Raw genomic sequence first — 18,158 nt, forward strand, 5'->3', positions numbered from 1 at the left:
TGTGAGCTTCTGGGAGTACGTCGGCAACCGGCACGCCCAGCTGCTGACGGATACGTTTCAGCACGCCAGCGCCGTCTTCCAGTGCATGGTGCTCGCCACCGTGCTCGGAGTGCTGCTCGGCGTCGCCACGTACCGCAGTGAATGGGCCGGGAACCTGGCCACGGCCACCACGGCGACGATCCTGACGGTGCCCTCGCTGGCCCTGATCGGCCTGCTCGTGCCGATCGTCGGCCTCGGCGTGGCCCCCACCGTCATCGCCCTGACCCTGTACGGACTGCTGCCGGTCGTCCGCAACGCCGTCGTCGGCCTGCGCGGCGTCGACCCCGCGCTGATCGACGCCGCCAAGGGCATCGGCATGTCCCGTACGGCCCGGCTGCTGCGGGTGGAACTGCCGATCGCCTGGCCGCCGATCCTGACCGGCATCCGGGTCTCCACCCAGATGCTGATGGGCATCGCGGCGATCGCCGCCTACGCCTCCGGCCCCGGCCTGGGCAACGAGATCTTCCGCGGCATCTCCTCCCTGGGCAGCGCCAACGCGCTCAACCAGGTGCTGTCCGGGACGCTCGGGATCGTCGTCCTCGCCCTGCTCTTCGACGCCGCGTACGTCGTCCTCGGACGGCTGACCATCTCCAGGGGGATCCGTGCCTGACACCACCGCCTCCGGCGCCGGCATCGCGCTGGAAAACCTCAGCAAGCTCTACCCGGGCAACCCCACGCCCGCGGTCGACAACGTGAGCATGGACATCAAGCCCGGCGAGACGGTGATCCTCGTCGGCCCCTCGGGGTGCGGCAAGTCCACCACCCTGAAGATGATCAACCGGCTGATCGAGCCCACCTCGGGCCGGATCATGATCGGCGACGAGGACGTCACCGGCATCGACCCGGTCAAGCTGCGCCGCAAGGTCGGCTACGCCATCCAGTCGTCCGGCCTCTTCCCGCACATGACCGTCGCCCAGAACATCGCCCTCGTCCCCAGGATGACCGGCTGGCCGAAGGCGAGAGTGAGCAGCCGCGTCGAGGAGATGCTCGACCTGGTCGGCCTGGACCCGCGCGAGTTCCACGGCCGCTACCCGCGGCAGCTGTCCGGCGGACAGCAGCAGCGCGTCGGCGTGGCGCGGGCCCTGGCCGCCGACCCGCCCGTCCTGCTCATGGACGAGCCGTTCGGCGCGGTCGACCCGATCACCCGCGACCACCTCCAGGACGAGCTGATCCGGCTCCAGCACGAACTGCGCAAGACGATCGTCTTCGTCACCCACGACTTCGACGAGGCGATCAAGCTGGGCGACCGCATCGCGGTACTGCGCGAGCGCTCGCACATCGCGCAGTTCGACACCCCGGAGGCGATCCTCACCAACCCCGCCGACGACTTCGTCTCCGGCTTCGTCGGCGCGGGCGCGGCCCTCAAACGCCTCAACCTCACCCGCGTACGGGACGTCGGCGTCGTCGACTTCCCCACCGCGTCCGTGGAAGACCCGCTGCAGTCCATCTTCGACCTGCTGCGCTCCGGCACCACCAACGAGATCCTGCTGCTGGACCGGCACCGGCGCCCGTACAAGTGGCTGCGCCGCGGCGACCTGATGCGCGCCAAGGGCTCGCTGGCCCGCGCGGGCACGCTCGTGCACGACACGGTCACCCGCGACGCGACGCTGCGCGACGCGCTGGAGGCGGTGCTCACCGACAACGCGGGCCGGGTCGCGGTGACCGGACGGCGCGGCGAGTACATCGGCGTGGTCGACATGGAGACGCTGATGAACAACGTCCACGAGCTGCTGGAGGCGGACCGGCTGGACGCCGTCGAGCACCGGCACGAACTGGAGGAGCAGCGCGCGCGGCAGACGCGGCTGGCCCAGGAGGGCGTGGATCCGGCGGGCGGCGCGCACGGGGTCAAGGCGTGAGCCCCCGGGACAAGCGCCGGCCGCCGAAGGACGAGCGGCCGCCGGGCGAGCACGAGGTACGCGGCGTGCCGTTCCGCGACGAGGCGGCGGCCGGGGAGCGCGGGCCGGTGCTGGCGGCCGAGCCGGCGCCCGCCGCGCCCACCGCGGCCGCCACCCGGCCGCCGCGCCGGATCACCTGGAAGAAGGCGGTCGCGCTGCCCGCCGTGCTGGCGGCGGTGCTGCTCGCCACCTGGCTGTGGTTCCGCGGCGCCCGCCTGGACTCGATCGCGCATCAGGCGGTGGACGGCGGCAAGGTCTGGCTGGCGGTGCGCCAGCACCTCCAGCTGACCGCCGTGTCGACCTTCTTCGTACTGATCATCGCGCTGCCGCTGGGCATCGCACTGACCCGCGCCAGGCTGCGCCGGGCCGCGCCGCTCGCGGTGGCGGTGGCCAACCTCGGGCAGGCGGTGCCCGCGCTGGGCCTGCTGGTGCTGCTGGTCATCTGGATCGGCATCGGCCCCGAGGCCGCCGTCATCGGCATGGTCGTCTACGCCGTGCTGCCGGTGCTGGCCAACACCATCGCGGGCCTGAAGGCCATCGACCCGACGCTGACCGAGGCCGCCCGCGGTATCGGCATGTCGGCGGCCGGGGTGCTGGGCAAGGTGGAACTGCCGCTGGCCGTACCGCTGATCCTGGCGGGCGTACGCAACGCGCTCGTGCTGAACGTCGGCACCGCCACCCTGGCCACCTTCGGTGGCGGCGGCGGGCTCGGCGACCTGATCTCGGCGGGCATCATCACCCAGCGGATGCCGGTGCTGGTGCTCGGTTCCGTCCTGACCGTGGTGCTGGCGCTGCTGGTCGACTGGCTGGCGTCGCTCGTCGAACTGCTGCTGCGCCCACGAGGGCTGGAGGTGGGGGAATCATGACCGCCGGACCGCGGCGACACCGCCGTACCGTACCGGCCGCCGCTGCCTGCCTGCTGCTGGCCGCGGCCGGGCTGAGCGGCTGCGGGCTGGTCAGCGGCAGCCCGATGAGCGACGACGTGCGGCCCGGCACGATCGGCCGGGGACAGCCGCTCAAGGGCGCCGAACTGACCGTGACGTCGAAGGAGTTCACCGAGAACATCATCCTGGGCCAGATCATGGGCCTGGCCTTCAAGGCGGCCGGCGCCTCGGTCGTCGACAAGACCAATATCCAGGGCACGATCGGCGCCCGCGAGGCGGTCAAGTCCGGTACGGCCGACGGCATGTACGAGTACACCGGCACCGGCTGGATCACCCACCTCGGCCACGAGAAGCCCATCGTCGACCCGCAGAAGCAGTGGGAGGCGGTACGCGACGGCGACCGGGCCAACGGACTGGAGTGGCTGCCGCAGTCCAAGCTGAACAACACCTACGCGCTGGCGCTCAACGCGGAACAGTACGAGCGGCTGGGTGTCGGGACGCTGTCGGACGTCGCCGAGCTGTCCCGCAAGAACCCGAGCGTGGTCACCCTGTGCGCGGAGGCCGAGTTCTCGGCCCGTAACGACGGCCTGCCCGGCATGGCCAAGGCGTACGGCATGCAGATCCCGGCGGGCAACATCAAGAAGATGACCAGCGGCGTCGTCTACACGCAGGTGGCGGAGGGCCGGGCCTGCACGTTCGGCGAGGTCTACACGACCGACGGCCGGATCAAGGCGATGGGTCTTAAGCCCCTCAAGGACGACAAGCACTTCTTCCCGAACTACAACGCGGCACCCGAGATGAACGCGGCGACGATGAAGAAGTACCCGCAGATCGCGGACCTCCTCGCGCCCGTCACCGCGGCGCTGGACAACGCCGTCGCGCAGAGCCTGAACGCGAAGGTGGACGTGGACGGGCAGGACCCGCACGAGGTCGCCAAGGAGTGGATGATCGAGAAGGGGTTCATCGAGGACGGCGGCTGAGGCGGCGGGCCGGGGCCTCTCCGTACGGGCGCCCCGTCCGGACCCTCGGCTCGTCTTTCCACCTCAGCAGCTGGGGACCTTGCCGCCGGACTTCAGCGCCTTGAGCGCGTCCACGGTGCCGGACAGCGTGCTGATCGGGATCAGCCGCATCCCGTCCGGCAGCTCGGCCTGCGCGTCCTTGCACTCCGACTGGGGGACGAGGAAGACCGTGGCACCGTCCCGGCCCGCGGCCTGCGTCTTCAGTGAGACCCCGCCGACCGCTCCGACCTCGCCGTCCGCGGTGATCGTGCCGGTACCGGCGATCTTCTGCCCGCCGGTCAGGTCGCCGCCCTTGCCGTCCCCGGCGAGCCTGTCGATGATGCCCAGCGAGAACAGCAGGCCGGCGCTGGGCCCGCCGATCGTGCCCAGGTCCAGCTTGACCTGCACGTCCTTGTCGCTCTTGTGCAGGTAGTTCAGGGCGGCCCGGGTGGCGACGTCCTGCGAGGAGCGCATGTCCTTCAGGTTGTGCTCCACGGCCTTCTCCGCCGTGTCGCCGACCGGGTAGACCGACTCGACCGGCATCACGGCCTGGTCCGTACGGAACCAGCCCTTGACGATGTCCGGCAGCCGGACCGGCGCGTCGGGGCCGGTCGCCACGATCGCCGCCATCCGCAGCTGGCCACTGGTCTCGCGGGTCGGCGCGCCGCTGATCGTGATCACCTGTTTGCCCTTGTGCTTGCCGAGCACGTCCGCCGTGTCGCCGGGGAAGGCGACCGAGAACGGCAGGGGCGCGAAGGCCACGGTGGCGAGGAGCGCGATGACCAGGGCGGCGCAGATCCCGAGGGCGCGAGTGCGAGAAGACACCCCGCCACCCTAGATGACCTGTGCCCCCGGCCCCGCACCACGGGGCGCCGGCCGGTGCTCCCCGGTACCCCCGGCGCCCCCGGCCAAGCCTGCCGCCGTGCCCGGCTCAGCGCAGCGCTTCGGACACCTCGCGGGCCGCCTCGACCACCCGGGGCCCGACCCGCTCGGGCACCGTGTCGGCGAGCATCACGACGCCGACGCTGCCCTCGATGCCGCTCACCCCGAGCAGCGGGGCCGCCGCGCCGCTCGCGCCCGCCTCCAACTCGCCGTGTGTCAGGGCCAGTCCGGCGTCCTCGATGCGGCCTTGGCGGGCCTTGAGTATCGCCCGCCCGGCCGCGCCCCGGTCCAGCGGGTGCCGGAAGCCCGCGCGGTAGGCGACGTGGTAATCGGTCCAGGACGGCTCGACGACGGCCACCGCCAGGGCTTCCGTACCGTCCACGAGCGTCAGGTGGGCGGTGGCGCCGATGTCCTCGGCCAGGGCCCGCAGGGCGGGCAGCGCCGCTTCGCGCACCAGCGGGTGCACCTGGCGGCCCAGTCGCAGCACGCCCAGGCCCACCCGGGCCCGGCCGCCGATGTCCCGGCGTACCAGGGCGTGCTGCTCCAGGGTGGCGAGCAGGCGGTAGACCACGGTCCGGTTGACCCCCAGCTTGGTGGACAGCTCGGTGACGGTCAGGCCGTGGTCGGTGTCGGCGAGCAATTTGAGGACGCGTAGTCCCCGGTCGAGCGTCTGGGAGGTCTCCGCGGTCACGACGCCCCCTCCTCGGGTGAGTGGCGGCTCGTCCGCGGGGTGCGCTGCCGGTCCCGGGGCAGCGCGCGCAAAGAGGCCGCCGGCCGCATGGCACCGGCTGCGCTCCGCGGCGGCGCTGCCACGGGGCGTGTGCGTGACCGGGACAGTAGCGAGCCAGTCCGGTGAGCGGAAGGGTCCGTCCAGAATCCGGTCTTCCGTGACCGCTTTGTCCCTGTACATCCGCAGGTTGCGACCGTACGGCGGCGGACTGCGGCCTTTCGGCCTGGGGCACAACACGGAGACGTACGGACACGCGCCCCCGCGTGCAGACACGCGGGGGCGCGTGCGGACACCCATGGGCGCGTACGACCGCGGCCCGCGCCCCGGAACACCGTCCGGGGCGCGGGCCGCCGCCTCACCTCACAGGAGGGTCACTTCATGCGCGTGGCCCACTCCCGTACCTTCTTGATCCGCTCGTTGAGCTGCCCGGCCGTGGCCTCCGCGCTCGGCGGGCCGCCGCACACCCGGCGCAGCTCGGTGTGGATCACTCCGTGCGGCTTGCCGCTCTGGTGGACGTACGCGCCGACCAGGGTGTTCAGCTGCTTGCGCAGCTCCAGCAGCTCCTTGTGCGTGACCACCGGGCGCCGCTCCGCGGGCATCTCCAGCAGGTCGGCCTCGGAGTCCGGCTTCTTCTTGCTGTGCGCTATCTGCCGGGCCTGCCGCTTCTGGAGCAGCATCTGCACCTGGTCGGGCTCCAGCAGCCCGGGGATGCCGAGGTAGTCCTGCTCCTCCTCGCTGCCCGAGTGCGCCTGCATGCCGAACTCGGCGCCGTCGTAGAGCACCCGGTCGAAGACCGCCTCGGACTCCAGCGCCTCGAAGGAGAACTGCTCCTGCTCGCCGGTGTCCTCGTCCTGCTCCTTGTTGGCCTCGTCCATCTCCTTCTCGGACTCGGCGTACGGGTCCTCCTCGCCGTCCTTCTTCGGCTTGTCCAGGACGTGGTCGCGCTCGACCTCCATCTCGTTGGCGAAGCCGAGCAGCGAGGGCACGGTGGGCAGGAAGACCGACGCGGTCTCGCCGCGCTTGCGGGACCGTACGAAGCGGCCCACCGCCTGCGCGAAGAACAGCGGGGTGGAGATGGTCGTCGCGTACACGCCGACCGCCAGGCGCGGCACGTCGACGCCCTCGGACACCATCCGGACCGCGACCATCCAGCGGTCGTCGGAGTGCGCGAAGTCGTCGATGCGCTGCGAGGCGCCACTGTCGTCGGACAGCACGAGGGTGGCGCCCTGCCCCGTTATCTCGCGGATCAGCTTGGCGTACGCGCGGGCCTGCTCCTGGTCGGAGGCGATCACCAGGGCGCCGGCGTCCGGTATGGCCTTGCGGACCTCGGTCAGCCGCTGGTCGGCGGCCTTGAGGACCTTGGGCATCCAGTCGCCGCGCGGGTCGAGCGCGGTGCGCCAGGCCTGGGAGACCGCGTCCTTGGTCATCGGCTCGCCGAGCTTCGCCGCGATCTCGTCCCCGGCCTTGGTGCGCCAGCGCATGCTGCCGCTGTACGACAGGAAGATCACCGGCCGGACGACGCCGTCGCCGAGCGCGTTGCCGTAGCCGTACGTGTAATCGGCGGAGCTGCGCCGGATGCCGTCGTTGCCCTCCTCGTACGTCACGAAGGGGATCGGGTTGGTGTCGGAGCGGAACGGCGTACCGGTCAGCGCGAGCCGCCGGGTGGCCGGCTCGAACGCCTCCAGGCAGGCCTCGCCCCAGGACTTGGAGTCACCGGCGTGGTGGATCTCGTCGAGGATGACCAGCGTCTTGCGCTGCTCGATCCGGTTGCGGTGCAGCATCGGACGTACGCCGACACCCGCGTACGTGATCGCGATGCCGTGGTACTCCTTGCTCAGCGGGCCCGCGCTGTACTCCGGGTCCAGCTTGATGCCTATCCGGGCGGCGGCCTCCGCCCACTGCTTCTTCAGGTGCTCGGTGGGGGCGACCACGGTCACCTGCTGCACGACGTGGTGGTGCAGCAGCCAGGAGGCGAGGGTGAGCGCGAAGGTGGTCTTGCCCGCGCCGGGGGTCGCGACCGCGAGGAAGTCGCGCGGCTGCGTCTGGATGTACCGGTCCATCGCGGTCTGCTGCCAGGCGCGCAGCTTGTTCGCGGTACCCCAAGGGGCCCGTCCGGGGAAGGCCGGGGACAGGTGGTGGTTGTTGGTGGCGCTGGTGGTGGTAGTCACGGTCTCCGTCGGGCTGGCTCGGCGATCGGCAACCGCGTCAGCCTAACGCTCCGCGGGAGCGGACGGCGTTCGCGGGTGAGTCGCCGGTGCCGTCTTCGCGCCACCGGGCGGGGCCGCCGCCGGGCCGCTTTCCGCGGGCTTCAGGCGTGTGGCCACCCACGATCCGGTGAGGGCGACCGCCGCCATGGCGACGAAGACCGCGGCGAAGGCGGCGGGCTGCCCGGATGCGGCGTTGGTCACGTCCGGCGCGGCGTGTCCCTCGGCCGCGGCGCCGCCGAAGGCGCTGAACAACAGGCCGCTGATGCCCACGAACGTGATGTTTCCCAGGGCGTCGGACACCTGGAGGGAGGCCGAATTGCTCCCCGCGTCCTCCGGCCGGGACAGCTTCAGCAACAGCACGCTCCCGCTCGAAATGTTCAGCCCGATACCGAACCCGGCCACCACCCACGCCACCGCCACGATCCAGACCGGCACCCCGTCGATCAGCACCAGCGGCACGGCCAGGATCGCCGCCGTCATCAGCAGCAGCCCGACCCCCATGACCCGCTCCCGGTACGGCTCCAGGCGCGGCCTGCTCTGGATGTACGAGCCCAGGGCCCAGGTCAGGCCGCCGCCGGTCAGCGAGAGCCCGGCCAGCGTGGTCGACAGGCCCCGCTCGGTGACGAGCAGCAGCGGGATGAAGCTCTCGGCGGCGAGCAGCGAGCCCGCGGCCAGGCCGCGGATGAGGACGACGGAGGGCAGGCCGCGGGCCGCCCGGAACGTGCCCGCGGGAAGCAGCCGGACGACGGCGGGCACCAGGAGGGCGAGGCCCGCGGCCGCGGGCTGGACGGCGGTCCAGTCGCGCCGCTGGGCCGCGTACTGGAGGAGCCCGGCGCCCGCGGCCACGGCCAGGGCGAGCAGGATGCGGCGCCGGTCCATCCGCTCGTCCGACCTCCGGGGCGGCAGCTTGCGCAGCGCGGGCAGCATGACCGTCAGCGGCAGCAGCACGAGGACGGGGATGGACAGGAACACCCAGCGCCAGCCCAGCTGCTCGGTGACCGTCCCGGCGACGAGCGGCCCGACGATCACCGGCAGCACCCAGGCCGCCGAGAAGGCGGCGAGGACGGACGGCCGCAGCGCCTCCGGGTAGGCGCGGCCCACCACCACGTACAGCGCGACGATGACCAGCCCGCCCCCGACCCCCTGCACCCCGCGCCCCACCACGAACAGCCACATCTGCTGCGCGCACCCCGCGACCACCAGCCCGGCGCCGAACGTGGCGATACCGGTGAACAGCGGCGCCAGCAGCCCGCCCCGGTCGCACCACTCCCCCGACAGCGCCATCGCGAACAGGCTCGCCGTGAAGTACGCGGAGAAGGCGAACGCGTACAGCTCGATGCCGTCCAGCGCGTGGCCGACGGCGGGCATCGCGGTGTTCACCGCGCTCGCCTCGAAGGCGATGAGCGAGACGACGGAGATGATGCCGAGGGTGAGCGCCCGGTACGTACGGCCGAGGACGCCTTCGGTGGGCGGTGCGGCCTGCGGGCCTGCTTGCAGGGGCACTTCGGCGGCGTCGCGCGGGTCCACGGCAGTCATGCGGTCAGCGTAAGAGGCGTCGGTACGGTGTGCCCCTGTCGCGGGGAGGGGATCTTCTGGGACGTTGGGACTAGGACGCCGGGCCGTGGCCGCCACGCGGGGCCTCTCCCCCGTACGGCAAGCTGGGGCCATGCCGTACTTCACCAGCTACGACGACGCCGAACTGCATTACCGCATGCTCGGTCCGGACGATTCCGGGCTGCCGCCTCTGGTGTGCCTGGCGGGCGGACCGGGCCGGGACGCCGCGTACCTGGGCGGCCTCGTCGGCCTGGCGGAGCGGCGGCAGCTGGTGATCCCGGACAGCCGTGGCACGGGTTCCTCCCCGGCCGCCGCCGACCCGTCCCGCTACGCCTTCCCGCACCTGGCCGAGGACCTGGAGGCACTCCGCGCCCACCTGGGCCTGGAACGCTTCGCGCTGCTGGCGCACGACGCGGGGGCGGCGACCGCGCAGGCGTACGCGGCCGCGTACCCGGGCCGCCTCACCCGGCTGGTCCTGGTCTGCCCCGGCTCCCGTCTCCAGGGGGAACTGCCCGATGACGCGCGGGAGATCTTCGAGGCCCGGAAGGACGAGGTGTGGTGGCCGGAGGCGGCAGCGGCGGTACAGCGCCTGGCGGAGACGCCCGACATGGCGGAGGTACGGGACCTGTTGCTGCGCGCGGCGCCGCTCGCGTACGGGCGCTGGGAGGCGCCGCAGCAGGTCCACGCGGCGGCGGAGGGCGAGCAGTTGGCCCCGGTGCCGCGGGCGGGCTTCTGGCAGGGCGTGGACGAACCGGCCCGCCAGACGCTGCTGGCGGGCCTCCGCGAGGTGACGTGCCCGGTGCTGGCCGTCACCGGCGGCCGGGATGCGGTGACGGGCGTACGGGCGGGCGAACTGGTCGCGGAGTCCTTCCCCGACGGCCGGGTACGGTCCCTGCCCGAAGCGGGCCACTACCCCTGGGTCGACGAACCGGCCCTCTTCGTCCGGGTGGTGGAGGAGTTCCTGCACGCCGCCTGAGCGACGCCCGCGCCCCCGGGAACCGGCGGCTACCCGGACTCGTGAACACCGCATTGCAACCTCGTGGCAGCCCCGCCCGGGCCCTTGCCCCTCCCCCGGGCCCCCGGCCTACTCTCGGTACATCGCCTCATCACGGCCGTGTGCCCGAGCGGTTCAGGGGCCGGATTGCAAATCCGGTTACGTCGGTTCGAATCCGATCACGGCCTCCGGGAGCGTGAAGGAGGCCCCGTACGTATACGGGGCTTCCTTCACGTGTGTACGGCGCCTACTGCTGCTGCGCCACCGCCGCCTGCGGCCGGATCGGGAGGCGCCCTATCGGGCGGCCGGTGGCGGCCCGTACGGCGGAGGCGACGGCGGCCGGGGAGGTGACGACCGGGACCGCGCTGGCCGGTTTGGCGCCGAACGGGGCCACCACGTCACGTTCCTCGACGAGCTTGACGATACGGATGTCGGGGGCGTCGAGGGCGGTGGGCAGGGGGTAGCCGGTGAGGTCGGGGTGACGTACCTGGCCGCGGGTGGTGCGCAGGTTCTCCATCAGGGCCGCGCCGAGGCCCTGGGTGACCCCGGCCTCGATACGGGCGCGGAGCTGGCGCGGGTTGAGGACCCGGCCGACGTCCTGGGCGACGGACATCTCGACGACCCGGATGGTGCCGAGTTCGATGTCCACGTCCGCGACGCAGCGGATGGCGCAGAAGGCCAGGCCCACGAACGCGTCGCCCTGGCCGCTCTCGTCCAGCGGCTCGGTGGGGTGCGGGCGGCACTGCGCGGTGGCCCACAGCTCCTTGCCGTCCAGGGCCTCCGCGACGGTGGTGCTGAGCACCCCGTCGTACGAGGTGATCTTGCCGTCGTTGATCTGGAGGAGCTCGGTGGACATGCCGAACTTGTGCGCGAGGGGCTGGAGGAGCTGGGTACGCACCATCTTGGCGGCGCGTTCGACGGCGCCGCCGGAGACCCAGGTGTGCCGGCCGTGACAGGCGCGTCCGGCCGACGGCTGGTCGGTGTCGACGCCCGCCACGTGCACCTCGTCGATGCCCAGGGTCTCCTGGACGATCTGCCGCGCGAGAGTCGAGAAGCCGGAGCCGGTCTCCACGGCGGCGCACAGCACGGTGGCGACCGAGCCGCTGACCTTGACCGTGGCGGTGGACACCTCGTCGGTGCCCTCCGCGCCGAGCATGTGCACCATGCCGAGCGCGTAGCCGACGCCGCGGCGCACCGCGGACGGCTCGCCGGCGCCCTCCAGGCCGCCGGGCAGCAGCCAGTCCTCCTCCGGGGTGTCCTTGGGGAGTTCGGGCAGCGGCTCGTCCTTGACGGCGCGCAGCAGTTCGGCGACCGGCGCCGGGCAGGTGACGGTCTGGCCGGTGGGCAGCAGGTCGCCGGTGGCCATGACGTTGCGCAGCCGCAGGTCGGCCGGGTCCATGCCGAGCTTGGCGGCCAGCTTGTCCATCTGGCCCTCGTACGCGGCGCAGACCTGCATCGCGCCCTCGCCGCGCAGGTGGCCGGACGGCGGGTTGTTGGTGCGGACCGCCCAGCCCTCGATGAAGGCGTGCGGGACGACGTACGGGCCGCAGGCGAACGACACGGCGGCGGCGAGCGCTTCGGCGGAGGTGTCCGCGTACGCGCCCGCGTCCATCAGGATCTGCGCCTCGACCTTGACCAGCTTGCCGTCGGCGTCCGCGTGGTGCCGGTAGCGCAGCAAGGTGGGGTGGCGGTGGGCGTGGCCGAGGAAGGACTCCTCGCGGGTGGCGGCCAGCTTCACCGGGCAGCCGGTGCGCAGCGCCAGCAGCCCGAGGGAGAGCTGCATGCCCGGGTCCTCGCGGTCCGCGGTCGCGCCGGGCACACCGGTGACGACGACGCGGACCCGCTCCGGCTCCAGGCCGAAGCAGGCGGCGGCCAGGTCGCGGTCGGTGTGCGGATCGGTGGAGGCGGTGTAGATCTCCACGCCGCCGTCCGGGCGGGGCACCGCGAGCCCGGCCTCGGCACCGATCGGCGCCGGGTCCTGGCGGCCGATGCGGTACAGGCCCTCGACGATGGTCTCGCCGACCACCTCCGGGTCGCCGAAGTGCAGCGGGATGTGCCGGATCAGGTTGCCGTCCGGGTGCAGCGGCTCGGCCTCGAAGGCCAGTTGCGGATCGGTGACCGGCTCCAGGACCTCGTACTCGACCTCGATGGCCGCGGCCGCCAGCCGGGCCGTGTCGGGGTGGTCGGCGGCGACGGCCGCGATCGGCTCACCGTGGTGGCGGACCATGTCGTGGGCGAAGACCGGGCGGTCCGGTGTGCCCCGGCCGTGTCCGGCGTCACCCGGCACGTCCGCGTGCGTGACGACGGCCCGTACGCCCGGCATCTCCACGGCCTGCTTGGTGTCGACCGACAGGATGCGGGCGCTCGGGTACGGGGAGCGCAGGATCGCGGCCCACAGCAGGCCCTCGGCCCACAGGTCGGAGGCGTACGGGAAGACGCCCTCGGTCTTGGCGGGCGCGTCCGCGGACGGCAGGGAGACGCCGAGGCCGATCGGCGGCGGGTCGGCGGGGAGGGGAACGCCCGCGGCGGGGGTCGCGGTGACGGCGCCGGCGCCCTCGGATGTGCCGGTCATGCGGAGCCTCCGGACTGCGGATCAGCGCCCGGGCCGTGGGGGTGCGGCCCGTGGGGGTGGTGGCCGTGGGAAGCGGGGCCCTGCGGGTCGGCGGGGCCCGCCTGGTGCGGGATGCGGGGGGTGCCGGGCGTCTCGGGAACGGCGGCCGCGGCCTCTTCGGCGGCAGCGGCGGCGTCGGCGCGGTTCCGTACGACCTCATTGACCGCGTCGAGCACGCCCCGGTAGCCCGAGCAGCGGCACAGGTTGCCGCACAGGGCCTGCCGGGTCTCCAGCTCGGTGGGGGCGTGGTTGCCCTCCAGCAGGTCGTGGACGGTCATCGCCATGCCGGGGATGCAGAAACCGCACTGCACCGCGCCGGAGTTGGCCAGGGCGCACTGCACGTCGGAGGGCGCGCCGTGTTGCGCGAGCCCCTCGACCGTACGGACCTCGCTGCCCGCCGTGGTCGCGGCGGGCACCAGGCACGACGCCACCAGCCGCCCGTCGACCTGCACGGAACAGGCCCCGCACTCGCCCTGCGCACAGCCGTCCTTGGCCCCGGCGAGACCCAGCCGCTCACGCAGCACGTACAGCAGCGACTCGCCGATCCAGGCGTCGGTGACGGGGCGGTCGGCGCCGTTGACGGTCAGGACGTAGGAGATGTGGGGGTGTTCGTCGTGGGGGTCGGTGGGGCCGGGGTCCGGGGCGGGGGCGGTTTCGGTGGGGGCGGAGGCGGGGGCTTCGGCTGTGGCGGCGGCCGGTGCCGGTGTCGGTGCCGGTGTCGGTTCCGGTGTCGGTGCCGGTGTCGGTTCCGGTGTCGGTTCCGGCGCTGATTCCGGTGCCACGGCCGGTACTTCGGCCGGTTCTTCGGCCGTGGTGCCGGGCTCCGGGGCCGTCACGGGCTCCGGAACGGTGGCGGGCTCCGCGAGCATGACGGGCTCGGCCACAGCCTCGGGAGCGTCCGCCGGGGCGTCGGGAGCGGCTTGGTCACCGGCCTCGGCCGGGGCGGACGGCGCCTCGTTCTCCGTCCGGGGATCGGTCCCGGTACCGGTCCCGGACCCCACCTCGGCCTCGGCCCCGGCCCCGATCTCCGTCCCGGCGGCGGTGACTTCGGCGGTGACGTCGGCGGTCCCGCCGTCGGCAGCCTCCTCTGGTCCGGCCGCCTCCGAGGCGGCGGCGGGCAGAGCGTCGGCGGCCGGAAGCGCGTCCGTGGCGTCGTGGCCGTCGGCTTCCGGGGAGGTGCCGGACTCGGCGGTGACCTCGTCCGCACCCGACTCGGCGGCGGGCGGCTCGGTCTCGGCCACGGCCGGTCCGGTGGTAACGGCGTCGGCATGCGCGGTGTCAGCGGCAGCCGGGCCGAGAGCGATCGGTCCGGCCGCAGGCTCCTGAGCCCGACCGGCGTCCTCCCCGGCCTCCGGCTCCAGCTGCGGCTGCGGCTCCAGCGCCGGTTCCGGCTCCTGGTGCGCCGGCGCCTCGTCTTCCGGCTCCGTACGCGGCTCGTCGAGCGGTTCGGCGCGCGGCGGCCACTGCGCCAGCGCGTCGGCGGGCAGCGACCAGTTGCCCGCGCCGCCGCCCAGGGTGCCGCCCCCGCTTCCGCCGGCCGCGGGCACGCCGGGGCCGGGGTCGTAGCCGGGGGTCACCTGGTCGGCGGGCCGGTGCGGCTGCTGGTCGTACGGCAGGTGGCCGGGGCCCGGGTGCTGGTCGGTGGTGAAGTTCCACTGGCCGGTGGCCGCCGGGTCCGGGCCGAGCCCGTGACCGTGACCGTGGTCGACGGGTCCGTAGGCGCTGCCGTACCCGGAGGCGGGGTGCGTACGGTCGTCGCCGAGCAGGTACTCGCCGGACTCCTCCAGCACCTCGTCCGGGGCGGTCGGGATCGCCCACTGGCCGGTGGTGCCGCTGGACCCGTCCGTGCCCGCGGCGGGCCAGAGCGGGTGCGACGCGCCGTCCTGGCCGTCCGTGTAGTCCGGGCCGTCCGTGTAGTGGCCGCCCGGCACCCCGGTGTGCCCCCCGCCGTCGGGCAGCCCGTGCGCGGGCAGGTCGGTGGCCGGGCCGTCCGCGAACGGCATCGTCCACTGCCCGGTGGCCGACGGGTCGGTCGTCGCGCCCGGGGTGGGCGGCGCGAAGGAGGACGGCGGGGTGTAGCCGTGGCCGGGCGCGGCGAGCGGGTCGGCGGCGTAGCCGCCGTGGTCGCCGGCGCCGGGCACGCCGCCATGGCTTTCGGGCGCACCGGTGCCGTAGGCGTCCGGGTAGCCCTGGTAGCCGTAACCACCCGGGTAGGGGCCGCTGGTGAAGCCCTCGGGGAGCTGGACGAAGGCGGTGGCCTCCGACTCGTACTCGTTGCCCTGGGGGAGCGGCTCCCAGCGCTGGCGGTCCTGCGGCCGCACGACGCGCAGTGGCTGGGTGTCCTCGGGGCTGTTGCGCCGGTCGGGACGGTCGGGGCGGTCGGCGTCGCTCACGAGAGCGCCCTCCCAAGTGCTCGGCGGGCCAGGGCCGCCACCGTACGGCGCAGGTGCAGCGCGGCGGGCGGCAGGGTCTGCGGTTGCGTGCCGTCCTGCGGCGGGGGCGGGTCCGGGATGCAGGCGGCGGCCACGTAGTCGCCGAAGGCGGCCAGCGCCTCGGGTACCAGGGTCCGTTCGCCGTCCCAGTCGATGATCGAGGCCACCCACTGCTCGGCCTCCAGGGGCCGCAGGGGCATGGCGGCCACCGCGCCGACCGCGCAGCGCACGCCGCGCCGGGCCGGGTCGAGGACGAGGGCCACCGAGGCGGTGGCGCGGCCGGGGCCGGTGCGGCCGGTGGCCTTCAGGAAGGTCTGCGGGGCGTGCAGCAGCGGTACCCGTACGTAGCCGACGAGTTCTCCGGGGCGCAGCATCTCGCGGCCGGCCAGCAGGTGGCTGACGGGGACCTCGCGGCGGGCGCCGCCGGGTCCGGCGACGACCAGGTTCGCTTCGAGGGCGGCGAGCACCGGCAGGGTGTCGCCGGTGGGCGCGGAGGTGACGATGTTGCCGCCGAGGGTGCCCGCGTTGCGGACCTGCGGGGGTCCGGCGGCGCGGGCGGCGGCGGCCAGGCCCGGGATGAGCGCCGCGAAGTCGGGCCGTCCCATCCGGGCGAGGGTCAGGCCGGCGCCGAGGAGGGCGTGGCCGTCCTGGTACTGCCAGCCGCGGATCTCGCTGATCCGGCCGAGGCCCACCAGTCCCGCGGGCCGCAGCAGCCCGGAGTTGACGGCGGCCATCAGGTCCGTACCGCCCGCGACGGGCACGGCGGCGGGCATGGCGGCGAGCGCCGCCACGGCCTCGTCGAGCGAGGCCGGCAACGTCACCGATTGCGAAGCCTGCGGTGCGTGCGTGGTCAACCCAGCTGCCCCTTCCCCGGTGTCCCGGCTGTTCCGCTCCGCCGTACGGTACGTGCTCACGGTCCGGACGTGGCAACTCTGGCACATCTTTGCAGGCCCGCGGTGCTAGGGCCCGGGTTCGGGACGCTCCCGTGCGGCAGGGGGCGCCGCACGGGCGGGACATGGCCGATGTTCGGGGCGTACGGGACGTTCGGGGCACGAACCGGAGAGGGGCTCCGCCGTGCGGCCGGGCGCCGCCGGCCGGGGGCCGAGCGGCGCGCGTGCGGGCGCATTCTGGGACACCTGGTGCGATTTACCGGACATACCTCACCTTGGCCGCCTTGAGTGCCTTCCGCGAGGAACCACCGTCCCAGCAACCGGCCGCTCCGGCCGCCCGCATCCGCCCCGGCTCACACGTTTGGGGGCGACCCCTCGATCGGGCGTCCGAGCAACCCGGGGCGCCGCTGCCACGGGAGGGGGCCACCGGGCGGCCGGTAGTCGACGCCGAGGGCGTCCAGGCGGTCGTAGTGGGCGGCCATCCGGCGGGTGAAGCCGGCGTGGTCGCGTTCCCCGGGGGGCGGCAGCTGTGACCAGGCCACCTCGGCGAAGGCGGCGAGGCGCGGGAAGACCTGGTAGTCCAGGCGCTGCTGGTTCTCCATCACCTCGGTCCAGACGTTGGCCTGGGTGCCGAGGACGTGGGCGGCCTCGGCCGGTGTGAGCTGCGGCGGCACCGGCTCGAAGCGGTACACGTCCTCCAGGGTCCGTACGTAGCCGATCGGTACGGGCTCGTCGGGGCCGCCGTCCTGCCGGTGGTCCAGGTAGACCTGCTGCTCGGGGCACATGACGACGTCGTGGCCCGCGCGGGCCGCGGCGATGCCGCCCGCGTAGCCGCGCCAGGAGGACACCGCGGCGCCGGGCGCGAGACCGCCCTCCAGGATCTCGTCCCAGCCGATCAGGCGGCGCCCACGGTCGGCGAGCCAGCGGTCGAAGTGCCGGATGAACCAGCTCTGCAGTTCGTCCTCGTCGGCCAGTCCCAGTTCCTTGATGCGGGCCTGGGCGTACGGCGAGGCGCGCCACTGGTCCTTGGGGCACTCGTCGCCGCCGATGTGCACGAACCGGGAGGGGAAGAGGGCGAGGACCTCCTCCAGTACGCCTTCGTAGAAGCGGAGGGTGGTGTCGGCGGGGGTCAGCAGGTTCGGGTTGACGCCCCAGGTGTCCCACGGCGTGAGGGAGGCGGTGTCGACGACGTCGGTGTTGCCCAGTTCCGGGTAGGCCGCGATGGCGGCCTGCGAGTGGCCGGGGATCTCGATCTCCGGGACGACGGTGATGTGCCGGGCGGCGGCGTAGGCGACGATCTCCCGGATGTCGTCCTGGGTGTAGTAGCCGCCGTGCGGGCGGTCGTCCCACAGGGGTGAGGCCCGGTGGCCGAGCTTGGTGCGCTCCCGCCAGGCGCCGGTCCCGGTGAGCCGGGGGTGGCGCTTGATCTCGATCCGCCAGCCCTGGTCGTCGGTGAGGTGGAAGTGCAGGACGTTGAGTTTGTGCGCGGCGAGCAGGTCGAGGTAGCGCAGTACGCCGTCCTTGGGCAGGAAGTGGCGGGCGACGTCGAGCATCATGCCGCGCCAGGCGAAGCGGGGCGCGTCCTCGATGCGTACGGCCGGTACGGACCAGTGCCGGCCGGGGTGCAGGGATGCGCGGCGGTGCGCGCCGGGGCCGAGGAGCTGCCGCAGGGTCTGCGCGCCCCAGAACGTGCCGGCCGCGCCGCCGCCGAGGAGGGTGACGCCGCTGCTGTCGGCCGACAGGCGGTAGCCCTCGGGGCCGAGCGCGTCGGCGGTCGCCGCGTCGACGCGCAGGCGGAGCACGCCACCGCCGTCGGGGCCGTCCCCGGTGCCGGGCGGGAGCGACAGGCCGGTCGCGGCGCCGATGGTGCCGCGCAGCCAGGTGGCGGTGGCCTCCGTACCGGGGCCCGCGTCCAGCACGGTGCCCGGCCCGAGGAGGAACGCGCCGTCGTCCGGCCGGGTGTCGCGGGGCTGCGGTATCAGGGTGGTCTCCGTACGGGCGGTCTCCGCGCGGGAGCCGTCCGCCGTCGCTGCGTCGTCCAT

General features: G+C 73.7%; 13 protein-coding genes and 1 tRNA gene. 6 read left to right on the forward strand and 8 right to left on the reverse strand.

Translation table 11 applies throughout. The features are described from left to right. The first annotated feature begins 1 nt into the window (after window position 1). Genes ACZ53K_RS05505 through ACZ53K_RS05520 form a run of 4 tightly spaced genes read left to right on the forward strand, consistent with a single transcriptional unit; the run spans window position 2 to window position 3,798 of the window. Window positions 2-649, forward strand: a complete 648-nt coding sequence (locus tag ACZ53K_RS05505; protein WP_468832251.1) for an ABC transporter permease — start codon at window positions 2-4, stop codon at window positions 647-649. After that, window positions 642-1,895 (forward strand): betaine/proline/choline family ABC transporter ATP-binding protein, encoded by a 1,254-nt coding sequence (locus ACZ53K_RS05510; protein WP_468832253.1) that lies wholly within the window; start codon window positions 642-644, stop codon window positions 1,893-1,895. Before ACZ53K_RS05505 ends, ACZ53K_RS05510 begins: the two co-directional genes overlap by 8 nt. Continuing rightward, window positions 1,892-2,800 carry an ABC transporter permease gene (locus ACZ53K_RS05515; protein ID WP_468832254.1) on the forward strand — a complete coding sequence of 303 codons (909 nt, stop codon included), beginning with the start codon at window positions 1,892-1,894 and terminating at the stop codon, window positions 2,798-2,800. The genes ACZ53K_RS05510 and ACZ53K_RS05515 overlap by 4 nt, the downstream gene beginning before the upstream one ends. Further along, the gene (locus ACZ53K_RS05520) at window positions 2,797-3,798 is read left to right on the forward strand and encodes a glycine betaine ABC transporter substrate-binding protein (RefSeq protein ID WP_468832255.1); all 1,002 of its coding nucleotides are present in this window, start codon (window positions 2,797-2,799) and stop codon (window positions 3,796-3,798) included. The genes ACZ53K_RS05515 and ACZ53K_RS05520 overlap by 4 nt, the downstream gene beginning before the upstream one ends. A 63-nt stretch (window positions 3,799-3,861) precedes the next feature. On the opposite strand, the gene ACZ53K_RS05525 is transcribed toward ACZ53K_RS05520, so the two are convergent. The 4 genes from ACZ53K_RS05525 to ACZ53K_RS05540 form a co-directional block, all read right to left on the reverse strand. Continuing rightward, window positions 3,862-4,641 (reverse strand): S16 family serine protease, encoded by a 780-nt coding sequence (locus ACZ53K_RS05525; RefSeq protein WP_468832257.1) that lies wholly within the window; start codon window positions 4,639-4,641, stop codon window positions 3,862-3,864. Between the two features lie 106 nt (window positions 4,642-4,747). Then, a complete protein-coding gene (locus ACZ53K_RS05530) occupies window positions 4,748-5,389 on the reverse strand; it encodes an IclR family transcriptional regulator (protein ID WP_030025056.1) in 642 nt (213 codons plus the stop codon). 410 nt (window positions 5,390-5,799) lie between these two features. Further along, window positions 5,800-7,596 carry a DEAD/DEAH box helicase gene (locus ACZ53K_RS05535; protein ID WP_468832258.1) on the reverse strand — a complete coding sequence of 599 codons (1,797 nt, stop codon included), beginning with the start codon at window positions 7,594-7,596 and terminating at the stop codon, window positions 5,800-5,802. Window positions 7,597-7,638: 42 nt separating this feature from the next. Continuing rightward, a complete protein-coding gene (locus ACZ53K_RS05540; protein ID WP_468832259.1) occupies window positions 7,639-9,171 on the reverse strand; it encodes an MFS transporter in 1,533 nt (510 codons plus the stop codon). Between the two features lie 130 nt (window positions 9,172-9,301). Between ACZ53K_RS05540 and ACZ53K_RS05545 the strand changes: the two genes are divergently transcribed. After that, complete coding sequence (locus ACZ53K_RS05545; protein ID WP_468832261.1) at window positions 9,302-10,165, forward strand: alpha/beta fold hydrolase; 864 nt, start codon at window positions 9,302-9,304, stop codon at window positions 10,163-10,165. A gap of 134 nt (window positions 10,166-10,299) precedes the next feature. Continuing rightward, window positions 10,300-10,371 (forward strand) — tRNA-Cys (locus tag ACZ53K_RS05550). A 59-nt stretch (window positions 10,372-10,430) separates the two neighbouring features. Here ACZ53K_RS05550 and ACZ53K_RS05555 read toward each other — a convergent pair. From ACZ53K_RS05555 to ACZ53K_RS05570, 4 genes are all read right to left on the reverse strand, one after another. After that, window positions 10,431-12,755 carry a xanthine dehydrogenase family protein molybdopterin-binding subunit gene (locus ACZ53K_RS05555; protein ID WP_468832263.1) on the reverse strand — a complete coding sequence of 775 codons (2,325 nt, stop codon included), beginning with the start codon at window positions 12,753-12,755 and terminating at the stop codon, window positions 10,431-10,433. Continuing rightward, entirely contained in the window at window positions 12,752-15,187 is a 2,436-nt protein-coding gene (locus tag ACZ53K_RS05560) for a (2Fe-2S)-binding protein (protein ID WP_468832264.1), read from the reverse strand. The genes ACZ53K_RS05555 and ACZ53K_RS05560 overlap by 4 nt, the downstream gene beginning before the upstream one ends. Beyond that, window positions 15,184-16,080, reverse strand: a complete 897-nt coding sequence (locus ACZ53K_RS05565) for an FAD binding domain-containing protein (protein ID WP_468832266.1) — start codon at window positions 16,078-16,080, stop codon at window positions 15,184-15,186. The genes ACZ53K_RS05560 and ACZ53K_RS05565 overlap by 4 nt, the downstream gene beginning before the upstream one ends. 389 nt (window positions 16,081-16,469) lie before the next feature. Further along, a complete protein-coding gene (locus tag ACZ53K_RS05570) occupies window positions 16,470-18,158 on the reverse strand; it encodes a beta-N-acetylhexosaminidase (RefSeq protein ID WP_468832268.1) in 1,689 nt (562 codons plus the stop codon).

This window comes from Streptomyces sp. NPDC033221 (genome assembly GCF_055577005.1).

Bases quoted from the DNA above. Each gene is read 5' to 3' on its own strand.
- ACZ53K_RS05540 (WP_468832259.1), bottom strand. From the start codon at position 9,171: ATGACTGCCGTGGACCCGCGCGACGCCGCCGAAGTGCCCCTGCAAGCA.
- ACZ53K_RS05545 (WP_468832261.1), top strand. From the start codon at position 9,302: ATGCCGTACTTCACCAGCTACGACGACGCCGAACTGCATTACCGCATG.
- ACZ53K_RS05570 (WP_468832268.1), bottom strand. From the start codon at position 18,158: ATGGACGACGCAGCGACGGCGGACGGCTCCCGCGCGGAGACCGCCCGT.
- ACZ53K_RS05555 (WP_468832263.1), bottom strand. From the start codon at position 12,755: ATGACCGGCACATCCGAGGGCGCCGGCGCCGTCACCGCGACCCCCGCC.
- ACZ53K_RS05520 (WP_468832255.1), top strand. From the start codon at position 2,797: ATGACCGCCGGACCGCGGCGACACCGCCGTACCGTACCGGCCGCCGCT.